Annotated in this window: 25 protein-coding genes; 5 read left to right on the forward strand and 20 right to left on the reverse strand. The window is 59.2% G+C overall.

The annotated features are described in order from the left end of the window. Positions 1–7: 7 nt before the first annotated feature. Positions 8–1,843 (reverse strand): dihydroxy-acid dehydratase, encoded by a 1,836-nt coding sequence (ilvD, locus tag FHW37_RS06390; RefSeq protein WP_145634137.1) that lies wholly within the window; start codon positions 1,841–1,843, stop codon positions 8–10. 222 nt (positions 1,844–2,065) lie between these two features. Here ilvD and FHW37_RS06395 point away from each other — a divergent pair, with 222 nt between their 5' ends. Together FHW37_RS06395 and FHW37_RS06400 are read left to right on the forward strand one after the other, a co-directional pair. Further along, a complete protein-coding gene (locus FHW37_RS06395) occupies positions 2,066–2,314 on the forward strand; it encodes a DUF1902 domain-containing protein (protein WP_145634140.1) in 249 nt (82 codons plus the stop codon). Positions 2,315–2,317: 3 nt separating this feature from the next. Beyond that, the gene (locus FHW37_RS06400) at positions 2,318–2,512 is read left to right on the forward strand and encodes a type II toxin-antitoxin system HicA family toxin (protein WP_145634142.1); all 195 of its coding nucleotides are present in this window, start codon (positions 2,318–2,320) and stop codon (positions 2,510–2,512) included. A 1-nt stretch (position 2,513) separates the two neighbouring features. On the opposite strand, the gene FHW37_RS06405 is transcribed toward FHW37_RS06400, so the two are convergent. Beyond that, the gene (locus FHW37_RS06405; RefSeq protein WP_145634144.1) at positions 2,514–2,936 is read right to left on the reverse strand and encodes a DUF4112 domain-containing protein; all 423 of its coding nucleotides are present in this window, start codon (positions 2,934–2,936) and stop codon (positions 2,514–2,516) included. Positions 2,937–3,146: 210 nt separating this feature from the next. Between FHW37_RS06405 and msrP the strand changes: the two genes are divergently transcribed. From msrP to FHW37_RS06420, 3 genes are all read left to right on the forward strand, one after another. Beyond that, on the forward strand, positions 3,147–4,094 hold the full coding sequence (gene msrP / locus FHW37_RS06410; RefSeq protein ID WP_145634147.1) for a protein-methionine-sulfoxide reductase catalytic subunit MsrP: 948 nt from the start codon (positions 3,147–3,149) through the stop codon (positions 4,092–4,094). 2 nt (positions 4,095–4,096) lie between these two features. Beyond that, positions 4,097–4,747 carry a protein-methionine-sulfoxide reductase heme-binding subunit MsrQ gene (msrQ, locus tag FHW37_RS06415; protein ID WP_145634149.1) on the forward strand — a complete coding sequence of 217 codons (651 nt, stop codon included), beginning with the start codon at positions 4,097–4,099 and terminating at the stop codon, positions 4,745–4,747. Between the two features lie 99 nt (positions 4,748–4,846). Then, on the forward strand, positions 4,847–5,719 hold the full coding sequence (locus tag FHW37_RS06420) for a DUF817 domain-containing protein (RefSeq protein WP_145634151.1): 873 nt from the start codon (positions 4,847–4,849) through the stop codon (positions 5,717–5,719). Between the two features lie 86 nt (positions 5,720–5,805). Here FHW37_RS06420 and FHW37_RS06425 read toward each other — a convergent pair whose 3' ends face one another. From FHW37_RS06425 to rplN, 18 genes are all read right to left on the reverse strand, one after another. Beyond that, on the reverse strand, positions 5,806–6,384 hold the full coding sequence (locus tag FHW37_RS06425; protein WP_145634153.1) for a DoxX family protein: 579 nt from the start codon (positions 6,382–6,384) through the stop codon (positions 5,806–5,808). Between the two features lie 61 nt (positions 6,385–6,445). Then, positions 6,446–6,859, reverse strand: a complete 414-nt coding sequence (locus FHW37_RS06430; RefSeq protein WP_145634155.1) for a DUF2809 domain-containing protein — start codon at positions 6,857–6,859, stop codon at positions 6,446–6,448. Positions 6,860–6,937: 78 nt separating this feature from the next. Continuing rightward, positions 6,938–7,363, reverse strand: coding sequence for a 50S ribosomal protein L17 (gene rplQ / locus FHW37_RS06435; RefSeq protein WP_145634157.1), 426 nt, complete (start codon positions 7,361–7,363; stop codon positions 6,938–6,940). Between the two features lie 45 nt (positions 7,364–7,408). Beyond that, positions 7,409–8,419 carry a DNA-directed RNA polymerase subunit alpha gene (locus FHW37_RS06440; protein WP_145634160.1) on the reverse strand — a complete coding sequence of 337 codons (1,011 nt, stop codon included), beginning with the start codon at positions 8,417–8,419 and terminating at the stop codon, positions 7,409–7,411. Between the two features lie 174 nt (positions 8,420–8,593). Continuing rightward, the gene (rpsK, locus tag FHW37_RS06445; protein WP_007766864.1) at positions 8,594–8,983 is read right to left on the reverse strand and encodes a 30S ribosomal protein S11; all 390 of its coding nucleotides are present in this window, start codon (positions 8,981–8,983) and stop codon (positions 8,594–8,596) included. Positions 8,984–9,096: 113 nt separating this feature from the next. Continuing rightward, on the reverse strand, positions 9,097–9,465 hold the full coding sequence (gene rpsM, locus FHW37_RS06450) for a 30S ribosomal protein S13 (RefSeq protein WP_145634162.1): 369 nt from the start codon (positions 9,463–9,465) through the stop codon (positions 9,097–9,099). A 243-nt stretch (positions 9,466–9,708) separates the two neighbouring features. Continuing rightward, a complete protein-coding gene (locus tag FHW37_RS06455) occupies positions 9,709–10,359 on the reverse strand; it encodes an adenylate kinase (RefSeq protein ID WP_145634163.1) in 651 nt (216 codons plus the stop codon). Continuing rightward, entirely contained in the window at positions 10,356–11,696 is a 1,341-nt protein-coding gene (gene secY / locus FHW37_RS06460) for a preprotein translocase subunit SecY (RefSeq protein WP_145634165.1), read from the reverse strand. The genes FHW37_RS06455 and secY overlap by 4 nt, the downstream gene beginning before the upstream one ends. A 237-nt stretch (positions 11,697–11,933) precedes the next feature. Then, positions 11,934–12,413 carry a 50S ribosomal protein L15 gene (gene rplO, locus FHW37_RS06465; RefSeq protein ID WP_145634167.1) on the reverse strand — a complete coding sequence of 160 codons (480 nt, stop codon included), beginning with the start codon at positions 12,411–12,413 and terminating at the stop codon, positions 11,934–11,936. Between the two features lie 10 nt (positions 12,414–12,423). Further along, positions 12,424–12,633, reverse strand: a complete 210-nt coding sequence (rpmD, locus tag FHW37_RS06470; protein WP_145634169.1) for a 50S ribosomal protein L30 — start codon at positions 12,631–12,633, stop codon at positions 12,424–12,426. Between the two features lie 14 nt (positions 12,634–12,647). Beyond that, a complete protein-coding gene (gene rpsE, locus FHW37_RS06475; protein WP_145634171.1) occupies positions 12,648–13,214 on the reverse strand; it encodes a 30S ribosomal protein S5 in 567 nt (188 codons plus the stop codon). Positions 13,215–13,353: 139 nt separating this feature from the next. After that, the gene (gene rplR / locus FHW37_RS06480) at positions 13,354–13,716 is read right to left on the reverse strand and encodes a 50S ribosomal protein L18 (protein WP_093000497.1); all 363 of its coding nucleotides are present in this window, start codon (positions 13,714–13,716) and stop codon (positions 13,354–13,356) included. A gap of 12 nt (positions 13,717–13,728) precedes the next feature. Further along, positions 13,729–14,262 carry a 50S ribosomal protein L6 gene (gene rplF, locus FHW37_RS06485; protein WP_145634174.1) on the reverse strand — a complete coding sequence of 178 codons (534 nt, stop codon included), beginning with the start codon at positions 14,260–14,262 and terminating at the stop codon, positions 13,729–13,731. A 42-nt stretch (positions 14,263–14,304) separates the two neighbouring features. Then, positions 14,305–14,703: a 30S ribosomal protein S8 gene (rpsH, locus tag FHW37_RS06490; RefSeq protein WP_145634176.1), complete on the reverse strand. Its 399-nt coding sequence runs from the start codon at positions 14,701–14,703 to the stop codon at positions 14,305–14,307. Between the two features lie 12 nt (positions 14,704–14,715). Next, positions 14,716–15,021, reverse strand: a complete 306-nt coding sequence (gene rpsN, locus FHW37_RS06495; protein WP_145634177.1) for a 30S ribosomal protein S14 — start codon at positions 15,019–15,021, stop codon at positions 14,716–14,718. A 33-nt stretch (positions 15,022–15,054) separates the two neighbouring features. Next, positions 15,055–15,612 carry a 50S ribosomal protein L5 gene (gene rplE, locus FHW37_RS06500; protein ID WP_145634179.1) on the reverse strand — a complete coding sequence of 186 codons (558 nt, stop codon included), beginning with the start codon at positions 15,610–15,612 and terminating at the stop codon, positions 15,055–15,057. Beyond that, positions 15,605–15,913, reverse strand: coding sequence for a 50S ribosomal protein L24 (rplX, locus tag FHW37_RS06505; RefSeq protein WP_145634181.1), 309 nt, complete (start codon positions 15,911–15,913; stop codon positions 15,605–15,607). Before rplX ends, rplE begins: the two co-directional genes overlap by 8 nt. 12 nt (positions 15,914–15,925) lie before the next feature. After that, positions 15,926–16,294, reverse strand: coding sequence for a 50S ribosomal protein L14 (gene rplN / locus FHW37_RS06510; protein ID WP_007770138.1), 369 nt, complete (start codon positions 16,292–16,294; stop codon positions 15,926–15,928). Between the last annotated feature and the right edge of the window lie 22 nt (positions 16,295–16,316).

Below are 16,316 nucleotides of genomic sequence, written 5' to 3' on the forward strand. Positions count from 1 at the left end.
AATTCAATCATTCCGGCAGGATGCGAACCGCACCCTTGTCCGCCGAAGCGGCAAATGCCGCATAAGCCTTAAGCGCCGTCGTGACATTGCGCTTGCGGGGCGCGGCCGGCTTCCAGCCGAGGGCTTCCTGCTCGTGGCGGCGGGCGGCGAGTTCACTATCGGTCACCTTGAGGTGGATCGTGCGGTTCGGGATGTCGATCTCGATCATGTCGCCTTCCTGCACGAGGCCGATGGCGCCGCCCTGGGCTGCTTCCGGCGAGGCGTGGCCGATCGACAGGCCCGAGGTGCCGCCCGAGAAGCGGCCGTCGGTGATCAGCGCACAGGCCTTTCCGAGGCCCTTGGACTTCAGGTAGCTCGTCGGATAGAGCATTTCCTGCATGCCCGGGCCGCCCTTCGGGCCTTCGTAGCGGATAACGACGACATCACCGGCCTTGATCTCGTTGGAGAGGATCGCCTTGACCGAGGCGTCCTGGCTTTCGAAGACGCGCGCGGGACCGGTGAATTTCAGGATCGATTCATCGACGCCGGCGGTTTTGACGATGCAGCCGTCGAGCGCGATATTGCCGTAAAGCACGGCCAGACCGCCATCCTTGGAGAAGGGCTTTTCAACCGAGCGGATGACGCCCTTTTCGCTGTCGGTATCGAGCTCGTCCCAGCGCGACGACTGGGAGAACGCGACCTGGGTCGGCACGCCGCCCGGTGCTGCCTTGAAGAAGGTGCGGACGGTTTCCGAATTGGTGCGGGTGATGTCCCAGCGATCGATTGCGTCGCCGAGGGTTGCTTCGTGGACCGTATAGCAATCGCGGTTGATCAGGCCGCCACGATCGAGTTCGCCCAGGATGCGCATGATGCCGCCGGCGCGGTGAACATCTTCCATATGGACGTCCTGCTTGGCAGGCGCGACCTTGGAGAGGCACGGAACCTTGCGCGAGAGCACATCGATGTCTTCCATAGAGAAATCAACGCCGCCTTCGTAAGCGGCCGCCAGGATGTGCAGAACCGTGTTGGTCGAGCCGCCCATGGCGATATCGAGCGACATGGCGTTCTCGAAGGCCTGCTTGGTGGCGATATTGCGCGGCAGGACGGTCGTATCGTCCTGCTCGTAATAACGGCGGGCGAGATCGACGATCAGGTGGCCGGCCTCGACGAACAGGCGCTTGCGGTCCGAATGGGTGGCAAGCGTCGAGCCGTTGCCCGGCAGCGACAGGCCAAGGGCTTCGGTCAGGCAGTTCATCGAATTTGCGGTGAACATGCCGGAGCACGAGCCACAGGTGGGACAGGCGGAACGTTCGATCGTTTCGACTTCTTCGTCCGTGTAGCTTTCGTCGGCTGCGGCAACCATGGCGTCAACCAGATCGAGCGCAACCTTCTTGCCGTGAACGGTCGCCTTGCCGGCTTCCATCGGGCCGCCGGACACGAAGACCGCTGGGATGTTGAGGCGCATCGCGGCATTCAGCATGCCGGGCGTGATCTTGTCGCAGTTCGAAATGCAGACCATGGCGTCGGCGCAATGCGCATTGACCATGTATTCGACCGAGTCGGCGATGATTTCGCGCGAAGGCAGCGAATAGAGCATGCCGTCATGGCCCATGGCGATGCCGTCATCGACCGCGATCGTGTTGAATTCCTTGGCAACACCGCCGGCCGCCTCGATCTCGCGGGCAACGAGTTGGCCGAGATCCTTCAGATGGACGTGGCCGGGCACGAACTGGGTGAAGGAGTTGACGACGGCGATGATCGGCTTGCCGAAATCGCCGTCCTTCATGCCGGTGGCGCGCCACAGGCCGCGGGCTCCGGCCATGTTGCGGCCGTGGGTGGTGGTTCTCGAACGATAAACAGGCATGGATGTATCCTCGGTCTCTTCCCGGTCTTGCAGTCTACCGGTTTATCAGCCGGGACGCAAAAGCCGCTGTTTTGTAAGCTCTCCTAGCAAACCGGAAAAATGCTGTCACTACCAGCAAGGGCAAAAGCGGTACTGTGCGGTACGGTACGGTTTGATCCGGTGAAATTGTATTTCCGATATGGCTGCGGTTATAATCAGCCAGCGATTTTCTCGGAGAGTTCCATGAACACTGTCATGTCCATCATCGTGCATGCAACATGGGATGACGAAGCATCCGTGTGGGTCGCAACCACCGACGATATCGATGGGCTGGCTGTCGAGGCTGCCACGATCGAGGCACTTGAACCCAAGGTGAAGGAAGCTCTTGCGGACCTCATCGAGCTTAACGGGATCAGCTCACCTCTGGCTGAGATTCCTATTCGTATCCTTTCGGAGCAGCATTCGCATATTGCCAACCCTCACGCTGCGTAAGCCATGGCGAGCTATCTGCGCGAACTCAAGAAACTGCTCGAAAAGGCTGGTTGCCATTATCATCGTCCAGGAAAAGGCGACCATGAGATCTGGTACAGCCCAATAACCCAGCGCTATTTTACCGTCGACCACGGTGTGAAGTCGCGCCATACCGCAAATGCGACCCTCAAGCAGGCGGGATTACCAAAAGCATTTTAAGTTAGCGCCCTCGCCTCAAATCTTCCCGGCTCATGCCAAAATGCTCCAGCACGATATCGAGGTTGCGGCGGTTGGATTTGAAGAAGACGTCGAACACGTCACCTGCGACAGGCACACTGCCGAGCAGAGTGTCGGCGGCGATGTTGGCGAGCATGCGGACGAGCTTTTCCGCGGGTACGCCCAAGAGCCGTGCCTCGTTCATCATGTAGAGGCCGACCAGAGCGCCTCCGGCGTCGCCAATGACGGGCACAAGGCCGAAGACGGAATCGGCACCGAAACGGATGCCGGTGCCGGGAATCCGGATTGCGGTATCCATCAGCCGGGCGATGCCATGCAGACGGCGCAGGCGGCGCATCAGTTCCAGCCGGTCGGCATTGTCGGCAAAGGCGCTTTCGGCGCGGTCATCCCAGGTTCTGGTTGCCATCGATCTATGTGCCTCCATGCCCCGCCAATCATTGAAGGGGTATTCCGTAAATGGATATGGCGGCCCAAAAGTTCAAATCGGCCCAGATCTTCGGCAGCTCCACCGGATTCTTCACGCAAACGTGCTTCGCGGATCAGCTTGTTGCTGTGAAACCAAGGGCTTTGTGCTTACGTATGAGCATAGACACGCTTCCCGCCTGAGGAGACCTCGATGCCTGCCTATCGTCCGCCGCATATTCCGTCTTGCGAAATCACACCGCGCGATACCTATCTGTCGCGGCGCCAGTTCATCGGCACGGCGGCAGCCGGTGCCGGTCTGGCGCTGATGGGCGCCGGCATGGCCGAGGCAGCGCCGCTGACGGCAGCGCCCAGCGCCTACAAGATCGACGAAAAGCTGACGCCGAAGGAAGCGGTGACGAGCTACAACAATTTCTACGAATTCGGCGTCAACAAGGAAGATCCGGCCCAGAATTCCGGCAGTTTCAAGCCGACGCCCTGGTCGGTGAAAGTGGATGGCCTTGTCGGCAAGCCGAAGGAATTCGGCCTCGACGAGCTGATGAAAATGAAGCTCGAGGACCGGACCTACCGGATGCGCTGCGTCGAGGGCTGGTCCATGGTCATTCCCTGGATCGGTTTTCCGCTGGCAAGCCTGCTCGATCAGGTCGATCCGCTTGGCAGCGCCAAATACGTCTCGTTCGAAACCGTCGTGCGACCGGAGGAAATGCCGGGCCAGAGCGGCTTTTTCCAGCCCCTGCCCTGGCCTTATATCGAAGGGCTCAGAATGGATGAAGCGCGCCATCCGCTGACCATTCTTGCCGTCGGCCTTTATGGCGAAACGCTGCCGAACCCGAATGGCGCACCGATCCGGCTCGTCGTGCCGTGGAAATACGGGTTCAAGAGCATCAAGTCGATCGTCCGCATTTCGCTCGTCGAAAAGCAGCCGGAGACGACCTGGAAAAATTCGAATGCCCGCGAATACGGGTTTTATTCCAACGTCAATCCGGCCGTCGACCATCCGCGCTGGAGCCAGGCGACGGAGCAGCGGATCGGCGAAGGTGGCCTGTTCGGCAATGCCCGGCGCGATACCCTGCCCTTCAATGGTTATGCCAATGAAGTCGCCAGCCTCTATTCCGGCATGGACCTGAAGGCGAATTACTGAGCATGGCGTTTCTACCGACCCTGCCCCGACACTATCACGCCGCCAGCATCTGGGCGCTTTACGTCATCGGCCTCTGTCCCGCCGCCTGGTATTTCTATCAGGCGGCAACAGGCGGGCTTGGGTTCAATCCCGTCAAGGAATTCGAACATCTCCTGGGCAGCTGGGCGCTGCGCCTGATCATCGCGACGCTTGCGATCACGCCGCTGCGCGACATCTTTGGCATCAACTGGATGCGTTACCGGCGAGCGCTCGGGCTTCTCGCCTTCTATTACGTTGTGATGCATTTTGCCGTCTATCTGCTGCTCGACCTGCGCTTAAATTTTGGCGCGGTCGGCGGCGACATTATTCGGCGGCCCTATATCACCATCGGTTTCGCCTGCCTTGTCTTCCTCGTGCCGCTTGCGATCACCTCGAACAACTGGTCGATCCGCAAGCTGTCAGGCGCCTGGAACAGGCTGCACAAGCTGATCTATCTGATCGCCGTGGGCGGCGCGATCCACTACGTGTTGGCCGTCAAGTCGGTGACGCTGGTGCCCTTCATCCATATCGCGTTGATCGGCCTGCTTCTCGCCTACCGCCCGCTGCGGAGGCCTTTCCTCGCCTGGAAGCGGGGCGGGAAATCCGCCCGGACGCCAAGGCCGGCCGAGCGTTAGCCGCTACATCCTGTTGGTGAAACCGGCATCGCCTGTGCGCGCGGGTTGACATGCCACGCTCGCCGGGGTCCATTCCGAGCCCTGAATGGGGAGTTTGGCATGACAACGGATACGGGGGTGAATAACGGGCGGCTGGCGCTCCTGGATTTCTATCTCTGCGATGTCCGGCCGTTTCGTCAGCTGACGGGCTTTCTCCGCTTTGTCGTCGAATTCCTCTATTTCGGCATGAAGGAAGCACGCGCCTGCCTGTTTGCCGGCCTGTTCTTCGTGTCGATCTTTCTTGTGCCGAAGGCCGGGCTTTTCGGGGTGCCACGGTATGACGTGCTTCTCGTAATCGCGCTCGCCATCCAGATCTTCATGATCTGGAGCAAGCTTGAAACGCTGGACGAGGCCAAGGCAATCTGCCTCTTCCATGTTGTCGGTTTTGCTCTGGAAGTCTTCAAGACCTCCGGCAGCATCCAGTCCTGGTCCTATCCGGATTTCGCCTATACCAAGGTTCTGGGCGTGCCGCTGTTTTCCGGCTTCATGTATGCGGCGGTCGGCAGCTACATCATCCAGGCCTGGCGCCTGCTTGACCTGCGCATCCGTCATCATCCGAGCTACTGGATGGCAGCCCTTGTAGCGCTCGCTACTTACGCCAATTTCTTCACCCATCACTTCATCGGCGATTATCGCTGGTATATCGCCGCCTGCGCGCTCGGGCTTTATGCGCGCACCAGCGTGATCTTCCGCCCTTACGACCGCGACAGAAAGATGCCGCTGCTGCTTGCCTTCGTGCTGATCGGCTTCTTCATCTGGCTGGCGGAAAACATCTCGACCTTTTTCGGCATCTGGAAATATCCGAACCAGCTCGGCGCCTGGTCGACGGTGCATATCGGCAAATGGAGTTCCTGGTCGCTGCTGGTGATCATGACCTTCACGATCGTCGCCAACCTCAAGCATATCAAGCGGCAGATCCACGTTCCGGACTGACGCTCCTCTTTCATAAAAACGTTTGAGGCCGGGTCCCCAAACCCGGCCTCTTTCCTGTCCTTGCTCGAAAGCCCTCCTCGCAAGGGCTAGAACTGCTTTTTGAAAAGCAGCCGGTCGAGCGACAGGTAACCACCGCCGAAAGCCGCGAAGATGAAGGCGCCGCCGGTCCAGAACAGCGAGTTCTGTTCGGCCTTTTCCTGAACCTGATGCAGAAATTTAGCACCGCCATCCGCTATGCGGGCCATGGCATTCGGCGTGAAGAGGTCACTGCCGGCCTTCAACGCATCGATGCCCGCCTGGGTCAGGACCGCATCGCCATAGGGATGGGCGAAATGGTACCAGAGCGTGATGGCCAGCATGACGCCGTTGGCAAGGGCGGCTGGCCGGGTGAAGAGGCCGAGCGCGATCAGCAGGCCGCCAAAGACCTGCATGACGGCGAGCATGGGCGAGAAAAGCCACCCCGGATGGAAGCCGAGCCCTTCGACGAAGCCGACCTGGGCCATCGGCGCCATCAGCTTCGGCCAGCCTTCGAGCACCAGCATGCCGCCGATGGCGACACGGAAGATGGTCCAGGCCATGGGCTGGGCCACATGCTCGTAAAAGCCGCCCAAGGCGGGAATGAACAGTTCTTTGGGTTCGTTGTCGAATGCAGGTGTGTACGCCATCGTCGTCCCTCACAACCCCTTTGGTTGATACGGTCCGAGATTACACTCGGCAGAAATGACCTCATTGATCGCGGTCAACACGCGTCAGCATGGCATCCGCGACGGCCGCAAGCGCTATGCCGATCGCATAGGCGAGAATATTCCAGAGCGAGAAGACACGGCCGAGAAGCAGCTTGCCGGCGAGTGTGAGGCGGAATGCATCCAACGCTGGGGTCTGGTAGAGCCGCGAAAACTCGACTGCGATGGCGATCAGGAGCGCCACCGTGACGAGGACGATGGGCCGGCGTAGGCCGGCAAGGCACGCGACGATTAGGAAAACCATCGCGCCCCAGAGGATGGAGCCGCCATATTTGACGATGAGGAAAGGCAGGCCGAGATCGTATCCGAAGCGCCGCAGCAAAAGCCCGAGGAGGATCACGCAAAGCGCCGCCAGAAGCCGGCCGAGCCGCCGTTTCGAAATCCCCTTGCCCGCCATGTCGCCCTACCCTGCAGATAACAAAAAGGCCGGGTGTTTCCACCCGGCCTTTTTGAATTCAGTATCGGTCGCTTGAAATCAAGCGGCTTCGGCAGCTTCTGCTTCAGCAGCAACGCGAGCCTTGTCGGCTGCGCCCTTGGCGTCAACATCGCGTTCAACGAACTCGATGACGGCCATGGCAGCGTTGTCGCCCTGGCGGAAGCCGGCCTTCATGATACGCAGGTAGCCGCCGTTGCGGGTTGCGTAGCGCGAAGCGATGGCGTCGAACAGCTTCTTGACAGCGTCCTGGTCCTGGATCTGCGAGATCGCCTGACGACGAGCGTGCAGGTCGCCGCGCTTGCCGAGAGTGACGAGCTTTTCAACGATCGGACGGATTTCCTTCGCCTTCGGAAGGGTCGTTACGATCTGCTCATGAGTGATGAGCGAAGCCGCCATGTTGGCGAACATCGCCTTGCGGTGGCTTGCGGTGCGGTTAAGCTTGCGGCCGGATTTTCCGTGGCGCATGTTAGGTCTCCTTCACTTGCAGGCATACGCCTGCAGTATGATCTGTTAGTATTGGTCTTCGTAACGCTTGGCGAGGTCTTCGATGTTTTCCGGCGGCCAGGCGGGAACTTCCATGCCGAGATGGAGGCCCATGGATGCCAGAACTTCCTTGATCTCGTTCAGCGACTTGCGACCAAAGTTCGGAGTGCGGAGCATTTCCGCCTCGGTCTTCTGGATCAGATCGCCGATGTAAACGATGTTGTCGTTCTTCAGGCAGTTAGCCGAACGAACGGAAAGTTCCAGTTCGTCGACCTTCTTGAGAAGTGCCGGATTGAACGCCAACTCGGTAACCGATTCCTCTTCGGCTTCCTTCTGCGGCTCGTCGAAGTTGACGAAAACAGCGAGCTGGTCCTGGAGGATGCGGGCGGCGAAGGCGACAGCGTCTTCACCCGTGACCGAACCATCGGTTTCGATGGTCATGGTCAGCTTGTCGTAGTCGAGAACCTGGCCTTCGCGGGTGTTTTCCACCTTGTAGGACACTTTCTTGACCGGCGAGTAGAGGCTGTCGACCGGGATGAGACCGATCGGAGCATCTTCGGCACGGTTACGTTCGGCCGGGACGTAGCCCTTGCCGTTGTTGACCGTGAATTCCATACGGATTTCAGCGCCCTCGTCGAGGGTGCAGATCACGTGGTCGGGGTTCAGGATCTCGATGTCGCCAACCGTCTGGATGTCGCCGGCGGTAACCGAGCCCGGGCCCTGCTTGCGCACGACCATGCGCTTTGCGTCGTCGCCATCCATCTTGATGGCGATTTCCTTGATGTTGAGCACGATGTCGGTCACATCTTCCCGAACGCCGGGGATGGACGAGAATTCATGCAATACGCCGTCGATCTGCACTGCGGTGACAGCAGCACCGCGCAGAGACGACAGAAGCACGCGACGAAGCGCGTTGCCGAGCGTCAGGCCGAAGCCGCGCTCCAGGGGTTCGGCAACAAGCGTTACCTTGGTACGGCCGGAGGAGGAAAATTCCACCTTGTTCGGCTTGATCAGTTCCTGCCAGTTCTTCTGGATCATCACTTAAACCTTCCGTTCGTTGCCACCATTCAATCGTGGCAACCGAGCATGAGGAACTCCGAGAGGAGCAAAGCTCTTCGGCGATACGGTTAAAGCCGCTCGACCTTTTATAGGTAAAGCGGCTGTCCCCGAGTTCAAAACCGGGCCGCCAAGGGCGACCCTTAAGTCTGACGATCAGACGCGGCGCTTCTTGCGCGGACGGCAGCCGTTGTGCGGGATCGGCGTGACGTCGCGGATCGAGGTGATCATGAAGCCAGCAGCCTGCAGAGCGCGAAGTGCCGATTCACGGCCGGAACCCGGACCGCAAACTTCGACTTCAAGCGACTTCATGCCATGCTCCTGAGCCTTCTTGGCGCAGTCTTCGGCAGCGATCTGAGCAGCAAACGGGGTCGACTTACGCGAACCCTTGAAGCCCTTGGCACCAGCAGACGACCAGGCAATAGCATTGCCCTGTGCGTCGGTAATGGTGATCATCGTGTTGTTGAAGGTAGAATTGACGTGGGCAACGCCCGACGTGATATTCTTGCGTTCGCGACGACGAACGCGGGTGGCTTCCTTGGCCATATTATCCCTTTCGTTGATCTCTGCACCGCCGTAATGCCAGCGGCTCCACCTTGGAACGGACCATCACGCAAAAGCGGACAGGAACCCTGCCTGCTCGGACGATCCATCCAAAATTACTTCTTCTTACCGGCGATTGCCTTGGCCGGACCCTTGCGGGTGCGGGCATTGGTGTGCGTGCGCTGACCGCGGACCGGAAGGCCACGACGGTGACGCAGGCCACGGTAGCAACCGAGGTCCATGAGGCGCTTGATGTTCATCGCGGTTTCGCGACGAAGATCGCCTTCGACCTGGTAATCGCGGTCGATGGTTTCGCGGATCTGAAGGATTTCAGAGTCCGTCAGCTGATGGACGCGCTTGTCAGCAGCAAGGCCGACCTTGTCCATGATTTCCTGTGCAAACTTCGGGCCGATCCCGTGAATGTAGGTCAGCGCGATGACAACGCGCTTCGCAGTCGGGATGTTGACGCCAGCGATACGTGCCACGCCTATTCTCCTTGGTTCCGGTTGCCATCCGGCAAGCGGTATTTCTTCCATGAAAGCAACCGAATAACGGCCGCCAGTTCAAACGTCATACGGGACAGCTCAAAAGGATCGCCCCGGATGTCCTTGGCAGGACCTCCGCGCCGATCGCTGAAAACTGTCGCGAGTTGGCGCGGTGTTTAGCGGAATCAGTGCTTGAATGCAACCTTACCGCCCAAGATTCTTTAACAGACCTGTGACAGCCTTTTAGAGGCTGCCGAGGATCTTTTCGATATCGGCCGTGACCTTGTCCATCTCGGCCATGCCGTCGACGGTCTTCAGCTTACCCTTGGCATGGTAATAGCCGATCAGCGGCGAGGTTTCCTTGTAGTAGACCTCGAGGCGCTTGGTCATGGTTTCGGCATTGTCGTCCGGACGGCGCTTGAAGTGGGTGGAACCGCACTTGTCGCAGACGCCTTCCTTGGAAGGCTTCTTGTCCGTGTCGTGATAGACCGTGCCGCACTGCCCACAGGAATAACGACCGGAAACACGGCGAACCAGTTCCTTGTCGTCGACCCGCAGCTCGATGACAACGGAGAGATCCTTGCCCTTGGCCTGCAGCATGACCTCGGTGGCATCCGCCTGGACCAAGGTCCGCGGAAAACCATCAAGGATAAAACCGTTCGTACAGTCAGGCTGATCGATCCGTTCGGAGACGATCGCGTTGACGATCTCGTCGGAGACGAGATTACCGGCATCCATCACCGCCTTGGCGCGCTTGCCAACTTCGGTTTCTGCAGCAACAGCGGCACGCAGCATGTCACCCGTGGAAAGCTGCGGAATGCCGTGCTTTTCCACGATCCGCTGGGCCTGGGTCCCCTTACCCGCGCCCGGCGGTCCTAAAAGAATCAGTCTCATCGTCCCCTCTTGCCTCCGCGCAGCTTCGATTTCTTGATCAGACCCTCATATTGCTGCGCAATGAGGTGTCCCTGGATCTGCGCCACCGTATCGAGGGTAACACTGACCACGATCAAAAGCGAAGTACCACCAAGGGCTAATGGCACGCCGGTGCGGGCCACCAGGAATTCCGGCAGGATGCAGACTACGACTAGATAGATCGCGCCGATGACCGTGATTCGGGTCAGCACATAATCGATATATTCGGCGGTGCGCTCGCCCGGACGGATGCCCGGAATGAAGCCACCATGTTTCTTCAGATTGTCGGCCGTGTCCTTCGGATTGAAGACGATGGCCGTGTAGAAGAAGGCGAAGAAGGCGATCAGCGCCGCATAAAGCAGCATGAACAGCGGCTGGCCATGGCCGAGCGACGAGATAACGGCAGTCGCCCAGGTCGGCAGCGCCGTCGTGCCCGCAAAACCTGCGGCCGTTGCCGGCAGAAGCAGAAGCGAGGACGCGAAGATCGCCGGAATGACGCCCGAAGTGTTGAGCTTCAGCGGCAGGTGCGAAGTATCGCCCTGGAACATGCGGTTGCCGACCTGACGCTTCGGATACTGGATCAGAAGGCGGCGCTGGGCACGTTCGACGAAGACGATCAGCGCAATGACGGCGATCGCGACAACGAGGACGAGGAGAATCAGACCGGTCGGCAGAGCGCCGGTGCGGCCAAGTTCCATCGTGTTGGCAAGAGCAGTCGGCAGACCGGCTGCGATACCCGAGAAGATGATCAGCGAGATACCGTTGCCGATACCGCGCGAGGTGATCTGCTCGCCGAGCCACATCAGGAACATCGTGCCGCCGAGAAGCGTGACGACGGTCGAGAGGGTGAAGAACCAGCCGGGTTCGGACACGATCCCCTGCCCGCTCGAAAGGCCGGCGGCAATGCCGTAGGCCTGCAGCGCGCCAAGGATGACGGTGCCGTAGCGGGTATACTGGTTGATGATCTTGCGGCCCTGTTCGCCTTCCTTCTTGAGGTTCTCAAGCGAAGGAACGACGGAGGTCATCAGCTGAACGATGATCGAAGCCGAGATGTAAGGCATGATCCCGAGGGCGAAGATCGCCATGCGCTCGACGGCGCCGCCCGAAAACATGTTGAACAGGCCAAGGATACCGCCGGCCTGGCCGCGGAAAGCCTGCGCATAGGCTTCAGGGTTCAGGCCCGGAAGCGGAATATGCGTACCAAGGCGATAAACGAGGAGAGCAGCGAGCGTAAACCACAGCCGCTTCTTCAGATCCTCAGCCTTGGCAAAGGTTGAAAAATTCAAATTGGAGGCAAGTTGTTCTGCTGCAGAAGCCATGCAATTCTCCGCCCGACACATTTCTCCGGCGGTGAACAAAACCAAACCCGGAAAGCAGTCTAAATTCTGGTTTTAAAAACCGGGCTTCGGGAGATTGCGGCTGCAATCGACTGCCTCACCCTGTTTTCCGTGTGATTCCGGACAGGCGACCCGGCTGGATCGCCGCGGAATCGTGAGGCTCACATATGGAGATAAAAATGCCCGGTGTGAAGCTCACACCGGGCATTTTCAAACGATTTACTCTGCGGCAGATTCGACAGCTTCGAGAAGCTTGATCGAACCACCGGCCTTTTCGATCTTTTCGACAGCAGCCTTGGAGGCGCCGGCGACTTCGATCGAGACCTTTGCCTTCAGTTCGCCGTCGGACAGGACGCGAACGCCGTCCTTCGGGCGACGGATCACGCCAGCAGCCTTGAGGGCAGCCGCGTCAACCGTTGCCTTGGCGTCGAGCTTGCCAGCATCGATCGCGGTCTGGATACGGCCGAGCGATACGGTGACGTAATCCAGTGCGAAGATGTTGTTGAAGCCGCGCTTCGGCAGGCGACGGTAGATAGGCATCTGACCGCCTTCGAAGCCCTTGATGGCAACGCCGGAACGGGCCTTCTGACCCTTGACGCCGCGACCACCGGTCTTGCCCTTGCCAGATCCGATACCGCGACCTACGCGGATACGGTCCTTGGTGGAGCCTTCGTTGTCCTTGATCTCATTCAGTTTCATGATCAAACCCTCACTTCTCGTCGACGACGCGGACGAGATGCTGGACGGCCCGGATCATGCCACGAACGGAAGGCGTATCTTCCAGAGTGCTAACCCGGTGCATCTTGTTGAGGCCCAGACCGATCAGCGTTGCACGCTGGATGGCCGGACGGCGAATAGGCGATCCGATCTGTTCGACCGTAACCGTCTTTGCTTCAGTCTTCTTCGTAGCCTTAGCCATGGATCAGACTCCTCTTATTCTTCCGACGCATTGCCGGAAGCGGCGCGGCGCGACTGCAGGGTGGCATACTTGATGCCGCGCTGAGCTGCTACGTCCTTCGGATGCACCTGGTGCTTGAGAGCGTCGAACGTCGCACGGATCATGTTGTACGGGTTCGAGGAACCGGTCGACTTGGCGACGACGTCATGAACGCCGAGCGTTTCGAAGACGGCGCGCATTGGACCACCGGCGATGATGCCCGTACCAGCCTTGGCAGCGCGCAGCAGAACCTTGCCGGCGCCGTGACGGCCGTTGATGTCGTGATGAAGCGTACGGCCATCGCGCAGCGGTACGAAGATCAGGTCGCGCTTGGCGGATTCAGTTGCCTTGCGGATAGCTTCCGGCACTTCGCGTGCCTTGCCGTGACCGAAGCCAACGCGGCCCTTCTGGTCGCCGACGACGACGAGAGCAGCAAAACCGAAACGACGGCCGCCCTTGACGACCTTGGCGACGCGGTTGATCGCGACCAGCTTGTCGACGAATTCGCTATCGCGCTCTTCACGAGGCGCACGATCTTCGCGGCCCCTTCTTTCCTGTGCCATTGTCCTTGTCCTTTTTCTTTTGCGGGTGGAACGGCAGTTGCATGAATTCCGGCATGTGAGTTCACCTGCCGGATTGAGGTGCGGAAAAACCGCAATTCGCCCGCCCTGCCCTTTCACAAGGCAGGACGGGCGAAATTGATTAGAAGCTCAGACCGCCTTCGCGGGCAGCTTCAGCAAGTGCCTTGATGCGGCCGTGATAGATGAAGGCGCCGCGATCGAACACGACTTCCTTCACGCCAGCCTTCGAGGCGCGTTCTGCAACCAGCTTGCCGACGGCAGCAGCTGCTGCAACGTCCGCACCGGTCTTCAGCGACTTGCGCAGATCGACGTCGAGCGTGGAAGCGGCAGCAAGCGTGCGGCCGGCCACGTCGTCGATGACCTGTACGTAGATGTTCTTGGAGGAGCGGTGAACCGACAGACGCGGACGGCCGTTTGCGACCTTCTTGATCTGGCGGCGAACACGGCTCGCACGCTTGGTGAGTGCTTCTTTTCTGGTAGCCATGATCGCTCGTCCTTACTTCTTCTTGCCTTCCTTGCGGACGATCCGTTCCTCGGCGTACTTGACGCCTTTGCCCTTGTAGGGCTCGGGACCACGGTATTCGCGGATTTCCGCGGCAACCTGACCGACCTGCTGCTTGTTGATGCCGGTGACGACGATTTCCGTCGGCTTCGGCACGGCAATGGTGATACCCTCAGGGGTTTCGTAAACAACGTCATGGCTGAAGCCGAGCGCCAGCTGCAGGTTCTTGCCCTGCATGGATGCGCGGTAACCGACGCCGTTGATTTCGAGCTTGCGCTCAAAACCGTCCTTAACGCCCTTGAAGATGTTCTCGATCATCGTGCGGGACATGCCCCACTTCGAACGAGCATCCTTCGAATCGTTGACCGGGGTCACCGAAACGGCGTTGTCCTTGAATTCAACCTTTACTTCGTCATTGGCGACGAAGAAGAGTTCGCCCTTCGGACCCTTTGCAGAGATCTTCTGGCCGTCAACGGTAGCCGTGATCCCAGCAGGAACCTGAACGGGCTTTTTACCGATACGAGACATTTTTTTATCCTGTCTGTCCGTTATGGAGATCCTTGCCCAGTCTTAGAAGACCGAGCAAAGAACCTCGCCGCCTACGTTCTGTTCGCGAGCCTGGTGATCGGCCATCACGCCCTTCGGGGTCGAAAGGATGGTGATGCCGAGGCCGTTCGCGACCTGCGGAATGGACTTAACCGAGACATAAACTCGGCGGCCCGGCTTCGAAACGCGGCCGATCTCACGGATCACGGATGCGCCTTCGTAGTACTTGAGTTCGATTTCGATCTCGGCCTTGCCGTTACCGTAGTCGATTTCCGAATAACCGCGGATGTAGCCTTCAGCCTGCAGAACGTCGAGAACGCGTGCACGCAGCTTGGAAGCAGGCGTGGAAACGGACGACTTGCGACGGGCTGCGCCGTTGCGGATACGGGTGAGCATATCGCCCAAGGGATCAGTCATGGTCATCTAACGATCTCCTTACCAGCTCGACTTGACGATGCCCGGCACTTTGCCGAGGTTGCCGAGTTCGCGAAGCGCGATACGCGACATCTTAAGCTTGCGATAGAAAGCGCGCGGGCGACCGGTGACTTCGCAACGGTTGCGGATACGCGTCTTCGAGCCATCACGAGACATCGAAGCGAGCTTGATAGTTGCCTTGAACCGGTCTTCGATCGGAAGTTCCTGGTTCATGATGGTCGCCTTCAGTTCTGCACGCTTGGCAGCCTGGTTGGCGACGGTCTTGCGGCGGCGCTTGTTCTTTTCAACTGCGCTGGTCTTCGCCATATGGGAGTTCCTTTTAAACGCTCGTCGTTACGGTTACTGGCGGAACGGGAAGTTGAACTCTGTCAGAAGAGCCCGCGCTTCGTCGTCCTTGGTAGCCGTCGTGCAAACGATGATGTCCATGCCCCACATCTGATCAACCTTGTCGTAGTTGATCTCCGGGAACACAATGTGTTCCTTGATGCCCATGGCGAAGTTGCCACGGCCGTCAAAGCTCTTCGGGTTCAGGCCGCGGAAGTCGCGAACGCGCGGAAGCGCGATGTTGATCAGGCGATCCATGAACTCGTACATACGGGCGCCGCGCAGGGTGACCTTCGCGCCGATCGGCATCTGTTCGCGGACCTTGAAGCCTGCGATCGAGTTGCGCGCCTTGGTGATGACCGGCTTCTGGCCGGCGATCGCTGCGAGATCGGCAGCAGCAACAGAAGGCTTCTTGGAGTCGGCAGTCGCCTCGCCCACACCCATGTTGATGACGATCTTTTCCAGCTTGGGGATCATCATCTCGTTGGAGTAGGAGAACTGCTCCTTCAGCGCGCCACGGATACGCGAAACGTATTCCGCCTTGAGACGCGGCTCATACTTAGCCTCAGCCATCGATCACATCTCCCGTACGCTTGGCAACACGAACCTTCTTGCCATCGACGACGGAGAAGCCAACGCGGGTCGGCTTGCCGTCTTTCGCGACGATCGCGATGTTCGACAGGTGAATGGACGCTTCCTTGTTGATGATGCCGGCTTCCTGCGTCTGAGACTGACGCTGGTGGCGCTTCACCATGTTGATGCCGCGAACGACCGCACGGTCTTCCTTCGGCAGGACCTGGAGGACTTCGCCAGAACGGCCCTTGTCCTTACCAGCCAATACGACGACGTTGTCGCCCTTCTTGATCTTATTCATCGCATGAGCTCCTTACAGCACTTCCGGAGCCAGCGAGATGATCTTCATGTGGTTCTTCGCACGAAGTTCGCGCGGAACCGGTCCGAAGATACGGGTGCCGATCGGCTCTTTCTTGTTGTCGATGAGGACCGCTGCGTTGTTATCGAAGCGGATGACGCTGCCGTCCGGACGACGGATGTCCTTGGCGGTGCGCACAACAACCGCCTTCATCACGTCACCCTTCTTCACGCGGCCGCGCGGGATCGCTTCCTTGATCGAAACGACAATGATGTCGCCGATGGAAGCGTACTTGCGCTTGGAGCCGCCCAGCACCTTGATGCACATGACACGACGTGCGCCGGAATTATCCGCCACGTCGAGGTTTGTTTGCATCTGAATCATGTCAGGTCGCCTTTTTCTAATG

This window comes from Neorhizobium alkalisoli, assembly GCF_007829835.1.
GTDB lineage: Bacteria > Pseudomonadota > Alphaproteobacteria > Rhizobiales > Rhizobiaceae > Neorhizobium.